This window comes from Lysinibacillus capsici (assembly GCF_003367505.1).
GTDB classification, from domain to species: domain Bacteria; phylum Bacillota; class Bacilli; order Bacillales_A; family Planococcaceae; genus Lysinibacillus; species Lysinibacillus capsici.
In genome coordinates this window covers 23,443-36,976 of record NZ_PXXX01000017.1, presented here as the reverse complement: position 1 = coordinate 36,976, position 13,534 = coordinate 23,443, and the positions used below count along the sequence as shown (strand labels likewise).

At 37.7% G+C, this 13,534-nt stretch carries 11 protein-coding genes and 3 tRNA genes; 4 read left to right on the top strand and 10 right to left on the bottom strand.

Going from position 1 to position 13,534, the window contains the following annotated elements:
- Positions 1-9: 9 nt before the first annotated feature.
- The gene (locus C7B89_RS15515; RefSeq protein WP_048395327.1) at positions 10-2,403 is read right to left on the bottom strand and encodes a SpoIIE family protein phosphatase; all 2,394 of its coding nucleotides are present in this window, start codon (positions 2,401-2,403) and stop codon (positions 10-12) included.
- A 418-nt stretch (positions 2,404-2,821) separates the two neighbouring features.
- Between C7B89_RS15515 and C7B89_RS15510 the strand changes: the two genes are divergently transcribed.
- The 4 genes from C7B89_RS15510 to C7B89_RS15495 all read left to right on the top strand — a co-directional run bounded on the left by C7B89_RS15510 (position 2,822) and on the right by C7B89_RS15495 (position 3,477).
- A tRNA-Gly gene (locus tag C7B89_RS15510) sits at positions 2,822-2,896 on the top strand.
- Between the two features lie 11 nt (positions 2,897-2,907).
- A tRNA-Met gene (locus tag C7B89_RS15505) sits at positions 2,908-2,984 on the top strand.
- 4 nt (positions 2,985-2,988) lie between these two features.
- Positions 2,989-3,060: transfer RNA gene (locus tag C7B89_RS15500), tRNA-Glu, on the top strand.
- Between the two features lie 165 nt (positions 3,061-3,225).
- Entirely contained in the window at positions 3,226-3,477 is a 252-nt protein-coding gene (locus tag C7B89_RS15495; protein WP_048395329.1) for a hypothetical protein, read from the top strand.
- A gap of 86 nt (positions 3,478-3,563) precedes the next feature.
- On the opposite strand, the gene C7B89_RS15490 is transcribed toward C7B89_RS15495, so the two are convergent.
- The 9 genes from C7B89_RS15490 to mfd all read right to left on the bottom strand — a co-directional run bounded on the left by C7B89_RS15490 (position 3,564) and on the right by mfd (position 13,402).
- A complete protein-coding gene (locus tag C7B89_RS15490; protein ID WP_048395331.1) occupies positions 3,564-4,001 on the bottom strand; it encodes a S1 domain-containing RNA-binding protein in 438 nt (145 codons plus the stop codon).
- A 134-nt stretch (positions 4,002-4,135) separates the two neighbouring features.
- Entirely contained in the window at positions 4,136-4,540 is a 405-nt protein-coding gene (locus C7B89_RS15485; protein ID WP_115674072.1) for an FtsB family cell division protein, read from the bottom strand.
- 17 nt (positions 4,541-4,557) lie between these two features.
- Positions 4,558-5,049 carry a spore cortex biosynthesis protein YabQ gene (yabQ, locus tag C7B89_RS15480; RefSeq protein ID WP_048395335.1) on the bottom strand — a complete coding sequence of 164 codons (492 nt, stop codon included), beginning with the start codon at positions 5,047-5,049 and terminating at the stop codon, positions 4,558-4,560.
- Positions 5,046-5,345: a sporulation protein YabP gene (gene yabP / locus C7B89_RS15475; RefSeq protein ID WP_004229167.1), complete on the bottom strand. Its 300-nt coding sequence runs from the start codon at positions 5,343-5,345 to the stop codon at positions 5,046-5,048. The genes yabQ and yabP overlap by 4 nt, the downstream gene beginning before the upstream one ends.
- A 147-nt stretch (positions 5,346-5,492) precedes the next feature.
- Positions 5,493-5,783, bottom strand: a complete 291-nt coding sequence (locus C7B89_RS15470) for an RNA-binding S4 domain-containing protein (protein ID WP_048395337.1) — start codon at positions 5,781-5,783, stop codon at positions 5,493-5,495.
- 4 nt (positions 5,784-5,787) lie between these two features.
- On the bottom strand, positions 5,788-7,248 hold the full coding sequence (gene yabN / locus C7B89_RS15465; RefSeq protein WP_115674071.1) for a bifunctional methyltransferase/pyrophosphohydrolase YabN: 1,461 nt from the start codon (positions 7,246-7,248) through the stop codon (positions 5,788-5,790).
- Positions 7,249-7,256: 8 nt separating this feature from the next.
- Positions 7,257-8,879 (bottom strand): putative polysaccharide biosynthesis protein, encoded by a 1,623-nt coding sequence (locus C7B89_RS15460; protein WP_115674070.1) that lies wholly within the window; start codon positions 8,877-8,879, stop codon positions 7,257-7,259.
- Positions 8,880-9,037: 158 nt separating this feature from the next.
- Positions 9,038-9,574: a stage V sporulation protein T gene (gene spoVT / locus C7B89_RS15455; RefSeq protein ID WP_004229174.1), complete on the bottom strand. Its 537-nt coding sequence runs from the start codon at positions 9,572-9,574 to the stop codon at positions 9,038-9,040.
- A gap of 315 nt (positions 9,575-9,889) precedes the next feature.
- On the bottom strand, positions 9,890-13,402 hold the full coding sequence (gene mfd / locus C7B89_RS15450; RefSeq protein ID WP_115674069.1) for a transcription-repair coupling factor: 3,513 nt from the start codon (positions 13,400-13,402) through the stop codon (positions 9,890-9,892).
- Positions 13,403-13,534: the final 132 nt, after the last annotated feature.

The following is a 13,534-nucleotide window of genomic DNA, read 5'->3' as shown; positions in this document are numbered from 1 at the left end:
GTTGTTAGTTTAAGATGATTTACTCATTGAATACTGAGCTGGTCTAAAGACAGCCCATGTCGGTACAACATGTGTCACCTCTAACATTAATACTGTACAATCATCCTCTATTTCAAAATATCCTTGGAATGATTGCATAATGGTTGTTAGCTTTTCTTGAATCGTTTTATTTGTACTTGCTACCTGCTGTGCGAAAGCTAAAAATGTTTCCTCCTGTTCATCCCAATCAGCTACACTTGAGAACAGTCCATCTGAATGCATTAAAATAACATCACCTGCCTTCAGTTTTCTTTTTTCAGCTTCGACTGCTGAAATAGATAAAAATCCTACAGGTGCTGCATTACTTTCTACTTTCAGTACCTCTTTTCCACGCAAAATGTAGGTTGACATTCCACCCGCTTTCCACGACCACAAATCTCCGTGCTGTAAATCGACAAGTGCAAAATCAAGGGTTGCATACATATCATCTTGCTGTTTTAATGCCATGACATAATGGAGCGTATGCATCGCAGTTTCGGGATTCATATTGTAATTTAGACACTCTCTCATTAAATGAATCAATTTTCTACTTTCATGTTGTGCTTCTTTACTTTGCCCCATACCATCAGACAGCAATATCGCAAATAATCCTGGATGCAATTGGAAAAGGGCGTGAGAATCACCGGAATATAGTGTTGCATCTTTAGACATGCTATATATATCATACTCTACTTCAAAGCTAATAGCTGATCTAAAGCAAATTTGAACATGACGAAATGGTATTTCGCAGGCTACTACTTTTTCAATTTCAAAAGGTTCATCAAAAATTTCATAAAGAATCGGCAAAATCATGCGTTCAGCTAATGTCGTATCTTTCTCCCAGTTGACACGTGCTGGTGCTAAGGCACAAACAATCTTTCTTGCCCCAGGCTTATTACTTAAGACATCAAGTTGAAAACATTCAATATTGGCTTCCTTTAAGCGCTCAACAATATCCTTCTCAACACTTACAAAAGAAATTGTATCTTCCTTCATCTCAGCAATTAACTGATTTAAATGATTGCTCATATCTCGCAGTTGAAGGGCAATCATTTTTTTACCATGGAAATATTGCCCGTTAATTCGTTCTCTATAAAGTTCTGTATCTAATTCCTCAAAGATTTTCGTGGATTTCACACATTTATAGCGTATTTGTTCTTCAACACGATGAATAGCTGATTCCTTGCCTACTCCTTTCATATGAAACCAATCTGTCATCAGCTTGTCCATACCATTATTTTGCGCACCCCAGCAATGATCATAACGGAAACAACTTAAACAAGTATTCATTGGTGCTACTTCCTTTGCCGCTTCAACTGGTGCTGTCATAAAGCGATCAAACACAAGTTCCTTCATGAATTGCACAAAATGTTGAAAGTGCTCTAATTTATACGTTACATGTTCTGTTAACCAATTCTGTCGGGCTAGTAAAACCTCTTCTCGTTGTGGAAAGAGCTTGTCCCTTACCTTATCTGAATATTTCTTTGGAATGGTTAGAAATAAAATACTACCAATGGCAATTGAGGTGAAATAAACACTATCCAAGGGCAATGTGGCGTCATAAAATAAAAAAAATACACTAGGTAAAATACTACCAATAGCAACGCCAAATCTACCACCTTTCGCTCCCATACCCGCACATAATCCAGTTAAGGTAGCCACCGAAAGCATACCGGTAAACGAAAGCTTGGCCACACCTATAAGCGTTCCTAACACTGCTCCAATGACAGTTGCTAAAGGAACACTTCCAACCAATGCGCCAAAACAGATAAAGAGCTGCAGTAAAAAAATAGGGAGTGAAAAATAGCTTATTACAACCGTTTGCATTCCAGTAAGCATGGCTGCAAAGACGACTAATCCTGAACCTAGCTTTTCATATGTCCAATGCGTCGTAAACCATTCATACGAATTAACAAATAATACTTGCATAAACAATGTCATAATAAGAGCTAAAGCTGCTTCACAGCCCACATAAAATTGTACAAGCACTGGTGGTAAGCCTTGATACATCACCCCTTGCCACATTATTTGTACCAGTAATACAGCTAAAGACACAGCAATACTTTGGGGCAGTTGCCAGTAACGAAAACGCATAATACATTCATACAGGATAATTTGTAAAGCGAGAATTAGGACTTGTCCAAAGCCCAGGAAAAAGCAACCCGCTAAACTCCCAAATAATACGAATTTGGCATACTCCCTATATTTTGTTCGAATAATGGCCCAAAAAGGAACTGAGAACGGTACAGCCGCTTCAAATACAACAGATTGAGCCAAGAAAAAGGCGGTTAAAAAAAAGAGAGAGCCTATTAGGATCTGCTTCTTTTTCAAACCTATTTTTTGGTCATCTACATTCGTTGTATTATACCATTCAATACTTGTCATTTAACTATCCCCTTTCCGCACTTTTGGTTATTATAAAAAATTATGTGTGGAAAGATTGTCTGACGTTGACAGAAAAAAATATAAATATTTCGACTAATAGCTATTCATAAATACGAGAATTGGCAACAATTTCTATAGTAAAAGGCTTTTGATTAATAGAAATATCGGAAAATTCAATTATTGAATTAATATAATAATTATTTACTATTCATCTTAAAGCCTAATTTGAAGGGATTTCACGTACTATTAATGGTTTGATTCAACTCTTCTCTAGGATATATTTCTACGTAAGAACAAAAAATCCGCTAAAATATTCTTCTATAGTTAAATGTCCTGAAATATCTTTAAATATTTTTTCAAACCTACTTGACACTAGCACGATTGGCTTGTATTATTTAACTTGTTGCTTAAACGACATGCGGAAGTAGTTCAGTGGTAGAACACCACCTTGCCAAGGTGGGGGTCGCGAGTTCGAACCTCGTCTTCCGCTCCATTTCTAAATTTGGCGGCCTAGCTCAGCTGGCTAGAGCGTACGGTTCATACCCGTAAGGTCGGGGGTTCGATCCCCTCGGCCGCCACCATATAGGCCCGTTGGTCAAGTGGTTAAGACACCGCCCTTTCACGGCGGTAACACGGGTTCGAATCCCGTACGGGTCATCTCAAATAGGTATCTCAGAACTAGATTCTGAGATACCTATTTTTAATTTATCCATCTATCTACTTCTTTGCAAATTCTATCCGTCCGCTCAAGTAAAGCTATGTGACAGAATATAAAAGTATGGCATACTAGTAAAAACAACGTTTTTAGGAGGTTTAATTCCCTTGAGTGCATTAACGAAAGCTGCTTTAATTTGTGGAAGTGGCTCAATGATTATTCTTATTTCAATTCTAATAAACTTACCGTTTTTTGTTCAAATAATCTTATTGCTTGGTGGACTAGCTGTGAGTGTTTATGGTGTTGCTTTACTTGTCAAAATGGTTATCCATCCTGTGAAGAAAGAATCCATTGGTCTTACCGATGAAAAAACGATAACACCCACAAAAAAGAAAAAGAGACCTTCTTCTACTTTATAGGTATATTAAAAAAGGGAGTAGCTTTTTAAAAAGCCACTCCCAACTCTATTTCATACACTTTTTCTACGATTAAAACAGTCAGCAAACTACCCTCTTCTAGCTCCGCGACCTCCGCGTTTTGATTCTGTAGCACGTTTAAGTGTTGCTAGACGTTCATCACTATCTTTTAAGAAGCGTGCCATTTTTTGCTCAAAATTTTCTTTTGGCTGGTGGCGTTCGTTGCGATCATTGGAACGATTATCACGACGTGGACGTGCTGGACGCTCTGGTCGCTCTGGTCTTTCAGCTTGAGGCTTTGCTTTACGGATTGAAAGACCAATCTTTCCGTCCGCTTCAACATTCATCACTTTTACTTCAACTTCATCTCCAACTTTTAGATGCTCATTGATATCTTTTACATAATTGTCAGCAACTTCACTAATGTGAACTAAGCCTGTTTTGCCATCTGGCAGCTCAACGAATGCTCCAAAATTTGTGATTCCTGTTACTTTACCTTGTACCTTGCTGCCTACTTCAATTGACATAAAAAAAATGCTCCTCCTTAAAAATTAAGCGACTCTTTTGAGCCATGTAATCAATTTAATCAAACTTTTTACTGCAATAAGCTTCTCTTTTCATTATATATAACAATAAAAGAGTGTCAACAATACATAGCTTTTCAGTCGTCTTTTTTATCTTCCTTATCTGGAATGATGAAAATAATCTCACCTTTTTCCGATAAATAGTACTCTTTTCTTAATAGCTTCGCGATATATTCATCATCCTGCAATTGTTTGATTTTAAGATTTAATGTATCTTGTTCTTCTTTCAATTCAGTGAGATGCCGATTCGCTTCTTCTTTGGATTTCTCTTTTGCTGCTAATGTTTCATTCTGATGTGACAGCACATTTAAGAGAAGAGCAATAATAATGACTGGTACAATCGCAAAAAAGACAATACGACGCATCTTACGTTTTCGAGCCTGTAGTTTGCGATTTATAGCTCTATCCGTGTTACGGACATAGTCATTATCAAGCTTAGTGAAGTTTTGGGATTCATCATTTGATGAATGACGTCTAGTCATGTCCGCACCTCCGATAATTATTGTTGCTTTTTATTATACTTCAAATATCGTAATTTTTTAAAAAAAGTGTAGGACAAATACGAATAAATTTTGACAAAAGGTCTTATAACAAACATAACAATATTTATTAATAATTGCAAAATTTGTCGAATAACCGTAATTATGAAACGCACAATGAACCAAAAGGGTCTCCATGTTATATTCACCAAAATTCTAGCAACGAAACGTAAAAAGGTTTGAAAAAATGATTGATACAAAAAAATTCCGGCTATTTGCGCTAGCGGGTCGTAAGCCCGCCAAGCGCCATCTTTTAGCCAAAATAATAAATAGTATGTCAACCCTCCAAGTAGAATCCAAGTTATTAACTCAACAACCATCATCCACTTTCGAAGGCTTGACCTTTTTGGAGTTGAAAAAACAATAAGCCTTATACTATCAATTATGAAACCAACTGCTATACCGCTCAAAACCATGACAATTAATTGATAAAATTGTTCACTGACAATCATCCAAATAACTTATGAAGGAAACCTTTCGAGAAGCCACTTTCCTCCTCGTCGTACTGTAAGGTTTTTACAGTTCCTTCAAGTGTCAATAATCCTTTGTCAACATCTAAATGAACGATATGCAGTTCCTCTCCACGGATTAACAAGTGCCCTTGGGACGTCTTAATGAAAAACTCTTCCTGATCAAAGCGTTCAATTGATTTTACAGAAGTCATGTCCATTCTTTTACGATTACGAATCGTTAAAATATGCTCTCCAGATGGAATTGTGTAACGATTACTTTCTTGATGTAGCGTCATTTTTTTCCTCCTTTAGTCGTCCTAGCTTCTGTTCACTTTATGCGGACAACCTTCAAAGCATGACAACTTTATTTAAGTTGTATCATACTTTCACCTACAAAAAGAAAGGCGGGACAACAATAGGAGGGCTAGAAAATAAATTTAGCTTTAATCCTCATCATCAATAAATTCAGGCTCAATCTTTTCAAGTCGTTCTTCTTTCAAAATGGTAAACATTTTTGCTGCATCTTCTTTTTTCACAGTATCACGTATTTCTTCTACACGTGCCGTTACTATTTTTTGACCAAAACGGATAGCAAGCTCATCACCAGCTTTCACTGTACTACTTGCTTTTGCAATCTTTTCATTGATTGTAATACGTCCTTGATCGGCCACTTCTTTGGCTAAAGTACGGCGTTTTATTAAACGGGATACTTTTAAAAACTTATCTAATCTCATAATCTTACTCCTTTTCTAGTTGCTTTGCTTCATTCCAAAATGCATCTAATTGTTCTAATGTAAAATCGGAAAATGGTTTTCCACTTGCTTTTACCTGTTGCTCAACATAGCCGAAACGTCTTGCAAATTTCTCATTTGCATGTAGCATGGCTTCTTCTGGTGATAATTTATAGAAACGTGCTAAGTTTACTAATGTGAACAATACATCGCCAAATTCATCAAGACGGGACGCATTAGAGCCTTTCGTCACCTCATGGCGAAATTCCTGCCATTCCTCGGTAAATTTATCCCATGCTCCCTCCACATCTGGCCAATCAAAGCCCACTTTTGCAGCTCTTTTTTGATAATTGTAGGCTGTCTGTAATGCCGAAGATGCTCTATATTCTTCGTCTAATAAAGGTTTGTCGCTAGTTTCTTTTTCCTCAGCTTTAATAGCCTCCCAATTAGCCACGACATCATCTGCATCTTCTACTGCAACATCCCCAAAAACGTGCGGATGGCGGCGAATCATTTTTTTACTAATCGAAGCTAACACATCTTCAAGTGTAAAATAACCTTGATCTTCTCCAATTTGTGCATTCAAAAATACTTGTAACAACACATCACCAAGTTCCTCAATCATAGCAAAATCATCCTCAGCATCGACCGCAGCCAAGTATTCATGTGCTTCCTCAAGTAGATATTTTTTCAACGACTCATGTGTTTGCTTTTGATCCCAAGGACAGCCATTTGGACCTCTCAGCGTTGCAATGATTTGACGGAATGTTGTCCAATCTCTTAATGACTCCTCCTGTGATTTTACAGGTGGTACATAGACTGTTGTTAAATTATTTACTTCTACACTTTGATCGAGTTCATAGAGTGGCACTGTGACAATCTGTTCCTGTGAAGATCCAGCCGCTGTCACAACTGTCACAGGATACTCATCATCATATTTCTCCATCAACGTTAGCTTCACTTCTGATGCACTGAATGTATCGTATACTTGAGCGATCAAGATATGCTGACGCATGTTAATGTCATGCATTGAAAAACTAGTACCATCAAGTAATTGAAAGCCTTCAATTGGATCTATTTTTAACACACCAAAAATGGGATCTAAAAAACTCTGACCACCCTCAATGACTAGCTCAATTTTCCCTTCATTTGCGGCTGCAATAAGTAATTGCACTGTTTGCTCTGCAACTAGTGGATGCCCTGGCACAGCATACATAACATCCTCAACAGCGGTAGCTTCTATAAGAGAATCAGCTATTTCTGCATACACAGGTTGAAATGTATCGTGTTTTTCATAAACGTCGTCAAAACTTTCAAATCCCACACCCTCTGCTGCTAATTCCTCTAAAACCGGATGATCCACTGTTCGTACATATAATTTTTTAGCAGCCTTTAATTTTTTATAAACACCCATTTGCAGCTGATTAAAGTCACCTGCACCTAAACCAATAATTGTTAATGTATTCAATATTACACCTACTTCCTTGAATTTAGCCAAAGTTGGTAAACAGCCATTCTACGTCCAAACGGCAGTAAATACCATTCTTTTTCTATTAGTACTCTTTTCTTTGCAATAATTGTTAGCATAACAAACGCCCCAATAGATACTGCTGTCAAACCCGCCACCATAGCTATCATACGTGAAGACATCAAATGGTTTAACAAGGACGATACTAGCTGTAACCATATAAGAACGACGATTGTCATACTGAAGGAGGCTATACCTACTTTTTTATAAAATGCGCCTGAAGCTAATTGAATGCCAGTCAATGTTTTTAAATAAATAATTAGCAAGGTTGCTGTTAATAATAATCCTATATCATTTGCGATGGCAGCTCCTAGTACACCTAATCCACCAATTAAACGTACATTTAATATAATTTTTATTAGAAAACCAATTATGAGAAATAAAGCTGGTTTTTTTAATTTTCCATAGCCTTGTAAGATCGCTGTAAATGTAAGGATAATCGACAAAGGGACAATTTGAAATACATAGACAATCAATACTTCCGATAAGGAGTTGGTTTTAAAAAGCATTTCATTTAAATAAGGCATAACTAGCATTAAGCCTAGTGCAGCAGACCAGCCGAACAGGACGGATGCTTTGTATGTTAATTGTATGAATGGTACTGCACTACGTCCCGCTTGTTTTTTCGACAAATGGGCGACAAGTGGCACAATGGCCAACGACAATGAGGATGCAATGACAACACCTAGTTGAACTAACGGTTGTCCTCGATCATAAATACCCTTCGTTTCCTTTGCAATTGTAGGAGTCATCCCATTATCAATTAATGAAGAATAGATTGTAAATGAATCGACCAATTGATAGCCAAGTAGTAGTAGACCACTCATACTGACACTCAAGCTGAGCCAAGTGACCTCTTTAATGATAGGTAAACTTGGATTACGTTGTAGATGTTGTTTAACTTGCAGTAGACCAAATCGTTTATATGAGATATAAGCAAGTAATAGCAAGGCTGTAATTTCTCCAATTACTGTACCGATAACAGCCATTTTTCCTGCATCATAAAGAGATTTAGTCGTTGTCATAATAAGAAAGGTACCTGCTAATATGACAGTTACTCTCACTGTTTGTTCAAGTACTTGGGCATAAGCAATAGGCTCCATAATTGCTCTAGATTGAAAGCTACCTTTTAAAATAGCCAACGCCGGCATAACCAATACTACTAAGGAGCCTGTACGAATAAGTGGTGCTAATTGAATATCTCCCATTAAATGGGCAATCTTTTCAGCACCTCCAAATAAAATGGCAAAAAACAGTAGTGATAATACCGTTAAATACCTGAAAACTACCTGTGTTATAGTGCGACGTCTTTCATCACGTTCTATTGTATCAACAATACAATCATTGTCTGCAAGCATTTTAGAAATGGCTATAGCAAAGCCACTAGATGTCCAAACAACGAAGATTGAAATAACTGGATATACCTGTTGATAGATATAAAAGCCTTCATCACCTACTAGATTTTGAAAAGGCACACGGTAAATGGCACTAAGAACTTTTACAATAAGGGCTGCTATCGTCAATAAGGCGGCACCCTTCATGTAGCTTTTCATACCAAAACGTTGCGACATAAATTGCCCTCTTTCCTTCTTAACAATGCCAATAGTATAGCATATCTCAAAAGTTTGACGTGCAAGGTGGCACTACTGTTCCTATAATGATTCATCCTTATGTACGCAAAAAAGTTATTGTTCAGCCTTAAAGGTCATCGCAATAACTTTTCCATGCATTAACTATTCATTTGTTTTGCTAAGAAGTTTGCAGCTGTTTCCACTACTTTGACTTCTACCTCACCAACAAAGTGTACTTTAGACAAGACGATAATACAGCCTATTGGGTCACCATTCACCATAATAGGTGTCGCACAATATGATTTTACCTGCTCATATTGTCCAGGGACAATTTCAATCGTTGTCTCCATTTTTTCTATTTTTGTGGAGCGTTCGTCCATAAAGCTTTCCGCAAAGGACGTAATGCGACGATTTATATATTCCTTTTTCCCTATCCCTGCAACAGCGATTACTTCATCACGGTCAGTGACAAATGCTGGTGTGCCCATCGTTTCATAAAGTGTTTCAACATATTCTCTTGCAAATTCCCCCAAATCATTGATGGGAGAATATTTCTTTAAAATGACTTCGCCTTCACGGTCCGTATAAATTTCAAGCGGGTCGCCTTCACGAATACGTAGCGTCCTACGAATTTCTTTTGGAATAACTACACGCCCTAAATCATCAATACGACGAACAATTCCTGTTGCCTTCATTCTAATGCCTCGCTTTCGCTACAATGAAATTTTAATTCAATAATAGTATGGTTTTTATTTGAGCAATCTATGCAAAAACTGAAGAAAAAGGATTTCACAACCATCAATCAATTTTTTTCAAAAAACGGTATTACATCAATCAACTCTTTATTAGATTACCCAAGGAATAAGTTTCTATAATTAATTCATAAAAAATATTGGAAAAAAATCAATTATTCCTGTGAGCAAATATGTTAGAGATGATGATTACTGAAGCAACATGAAAAAGGCTAATCTTATCTTTTATGGTAAAAGATAAGATTAGCCTTTTAACTATTATGGCTGCTTTTTTGCTTTATCAATAATTTGCATTAGCTCTTCCAACATATCAAAGGGTTGATATTTCCCACTCTTGCGTTCATCTATTGTTAATTTTAACTGCATGCCATCCATACCAAAACCAACAGCACGCTCGAATTTCATCGATTCTTCAATAATCTTACTGCCATCGACACTTGCCGTCCCTTGTTCTGACAATAGTATTGTAATAAGTTTTTGCTTCTCCTTTACAGATACTACTCCCGCACCTAAGCCCCAAACTTTCATTCGTGCTATTCGAAGTAAACGCTCTGTTTCAATTGGAAGATCGCCAAATCGATCCTCTAATTCCTCCATGATTTCGTCATACTCCTCCACCTGATCCATGGCTTTAATTCGTTTATACATTTGGATCTTTTGATAACCATCTGGAATGTAAGCGTCTGGAATATAAGCATCAATACTCAGCAAAATCTCTATATCTGGCTTTTCTTCTTTTTTCACGCCTGTTTGACGTTCCGCGATGGCATCCTGAAGCATTTGTGAATATAAATCAAAGCCAACTGAATCAATAAAGCCATGTTGCTGCGCTCCAAGTAAGTTTCCTGCGCCCCGAATAGATAAATCTCGCATCGCAATTTTAAAGCCTGAGCCAAGCTCTGTAAATTCTTTAATTGCTTGTAAACGTTGCTCCGCTACATCTGTCAGAACTTTGTCGCGTTGGTACATAAAATATGCATAAGCTACTCTGTTAGAACGTCCAACGCGCCCGCGTAATTGGTAGAGCTGTGCTAAGCCCATGCGATCAGCATCATGGACTATTAATGTATTTACATTCGGTATATCGACACCAGTCTCGATAATTGTTGTCGTAACAAGCACATCATAATCGCCCTCTAAAAAGGCTAAAATCACTGATTCTAGCTCTGACTCAGTCATTTTTCCATGAGCAAAGCCTATACGTGCTTCAGGGACGAGTACTTGAATCTCCTCAACCCTTCGAGCCATATCCTCAACCCGATTATATAAATAAAATACTTGTCCGCCACGTGCCATTTCCCTCTCAATAGCTTCTCGTACTAATGCACCACTGTGCTCCATCACATATGTTTGAACTGGGAAGCGATTAGCAGGAGGCGTTTCAATAACAGATAAATCTCGGACCCCTACCATGGACATATGAAGAGTCCTTGGGATTGGTGTAGCAGTTAAAGTTAAGACATCGACATTTGTCTTTAACTGTTTAATTTTTTCCTTATGTGTCACACCAAAACGTTGCTCTTCATCCACAATTAACAGGCCAAGGTCTTGGAAAATTAAATCTTTAGATAAAATACGGTGTGTTCCAATAACTATATCGACTCGGCCTTCTTTTAAGCCTTTTAATGTGGCTGTTTGCTCTTTTTTCGAACGGAAGCGAGATAACAATCCAACATTAATGGCGAAATCCTGAAAGCGCTCACGAATTGTCTCATAGTGTTGCTGAGCCAAGATAGTAGTAGGGACAAGGAATGCCACTTGCTTTCCATCTTGAATAGCCTTAAATGCGGCACGAATGGCTACCTCTGTCTTACCATAGCCTACATCGCCACAGACTAAACGATCCATAGGGCGTTCACGTTCCATATCTCGTTTTACTTCAACAATTGAACGTAGCTGATCCTCTGTTTCCTCATAAGGGAACATCGCTTCAAAATTACGTTGGTCGTCGTTATCAGGTGTAAAAGCATGACCTTTCTCTGCTTCACGCTTTGCATACAGCTTTATTAAATCATCTGCAATATCCTGTACAGCAGAGGATACCTTCGCTTTAGCCTTTTTCCACTCTGCTCCACCTAATTTATGTAGCTTTGGTTCACGATCCTCTGACGCCACATATTTTTGGATTAAGTCTATTTGCTCTACAGGGACATATAATTTATCGTCTGCACGATATCGAATATGCAGGTAATCCTTATGTGTACCATTAACCTCTAATGTCTCTACACCAATATATTTACCAATCCCATGATGAACATGTACAACATAATCACCTGGCTTAATTTCCGTATAACTTTTAATACGTTCAGCATTGGTCATTTTTTGTGTGCGTGCTTTTTTCTTTGCCTGCTGTTTAAAGAGCTCGTCTTCTGTTACAATCGCTAAACGCTGCAGGGGCAATTCAAAGCCACTCGACAAGCCACCATCTACAATATAAATACCAGGTTCTGTTGGCTCACCTATCGCTGTATGAATATCGTATTCTTCAAGCATTTGCTGAACTCTTTTCACTCGTTCTTTATCTCTTGCTATGATGAGAACTGTAAATTTGCCAAGTAACCAGCGTTCAACCTCACTTTGAAGCAAGGACATTTGTCCATGAAATTGCTGCATAGGCTTGCAAGAAAAGTTGGTTGTTTTAGTAAACGTAATCCCTGCAAATGTTCGCGAAAATAATGAAAATGAAAGCTTTTGTTGTGACAACATCGCCAATATTTCTTTTAATGAGAAGGCAGGTTTGACATCATGAACCATTTTTCCCTCTTCGATTAAAGATAAAAACCATTCATCCTCTTCACGTTCCCATGCATCCATTACCTCTTGAATACGTCCAAGTTCGTCAAAAAGCACAATACCATCATGTTCAAAGTAATCTCCCAAAAAGGCTGTTTTATCGTATAATAATGAGCCATATTTGTTTACATAATCAGGTAAATTTCCTTGCTGTAGCAACTCAATATCATATTGAATATGCTGATACAGAAGTTCTTTCGTCTCCTGCTTTTTCACCTTCTTTAGGCTGGCTGCTAATGCCACTTCTAAACGGTCTGCTAATGCCTGTCTTTCTGATTTCGTAAGAATGACCTCAGAAGCAGGAAGAATACGAATTTTTTGTAATTTATCAATAGAACGTTGGTCATCTGCTGAAAATGTTCGTATGGAATCAACCTCTGTATCAAATAATTCAATACGAATTGGTGATTCTAAATAAGGTGGATAAATATCTAAAATTCCCCCACGTAATGCGAACTCTCCAGGTGATGTCACCATTGAATTCCGTACATAGCCCATCTCAACTAACGTTTGCAACCATTTATCAATTTCAACATCTTCGCCTAATGCGGTTTGTAAAAAATAATGTAGCCAGTGTTCTTTTGGTTGCATTATTTTACGTAGACCAGCCACAGGTATTACATATACGGCTTTCTCCCCTCTAGCTAAGCAATCGAGCGTCGCGATTCGCTCCGCGCGAAGTTCTGGTGAAGCCACAGAAAGATCAGCTGCAATAAATTCATCCGCAGGGTAATAGTGAACATGTTCCTCGCCTAATAGTCCAGCAAGCTCATCCACCATTTTTTGTGCCTGCAATAGATTAGGAGAGATAATGTAGATTGGCTTCTTTACATATTCAAATAACACATCAACCATTACTGGGCGTGCGCTTCCTGTTAAACCTGTTATAAGCTGTGATGCAGTTTGACCGCTCTGAATTTCCTTTAAAAATGATGTAATATGTTTATCTTGCGACACAAGCTGTCGTAAAACCTCCACAGTCAAAAGCTCCTTTCAGCATAAATTCTATATTTTTATTTCTATTATTCTAGTGTTATTTTACATATCTCTATTAATGGCTGTTTTATGAAATGGAAAAAGCCTTGAACACACATAAGTGTGTCAAAGCAT

What these genes read in the sequence shown, in the direction of transcription:
- yabP (WP_004229167.1), bottom strand. Translation starts at nt 5,345, where the DNA reads ATGACGCTACATCAAGAAAGTAATCGTTACACAATTCCATCTGGAGAG.
- C7B89_RS15515 (WP_048395327.1), bottom strand. Translation starts at nt 2,403, where the DNA reads ATGACAAGTATTGAATGGTATAATACAACGAATGTAGATGACCAAAAA.
- C7B89_RS15460 (WP_115674070.1), bottom strand. Translation starts at nt 8,879, where the DNA reads ATGTCGCAACGTTTTGGTATGAAAAGCTACATGAAGGGTGCCGCCTTA.
- spoVT (WP_004229174.1), bottom strand. Translation starts at nt 9,574, where the DNA reads ATGAAGGCAACAGGAATTGTTCGTCGTATTGATGATTTAGGGCGTGTA.
- C7B89_RS15470 (WP_048395337.1), bottom strand. Translation starts at nt 5,783, where the DNA reads ATGAGATTAGATAAGTTTTTAAAAGTATCCCGTTTAATAAAACGCCGT.
- C7B89_RS15490 (WP_048395331.1), bottom strand. Translation starts at nt 4,001, where the DNA reads ATGTCAATTGAAGTAGGCAGCAAGGTACAAGGTAAAGTAACAGGAATC.
- C7B89_RS15485 (WP_115674072.1), bottom strand. Translation starts at nt 4,540, where the DNA reads ATGACTAGACGTCATTCATCAAATGATGAATCCCAAAACTTCACTAAG.
- yabQ (WP_048395335.1), bottom strand. Translation starts at nt 5,049, where the DNA reads ATGATTGTCAGTGAACAATTTTATCAATTAATTGTCATGGTTTTGAGC.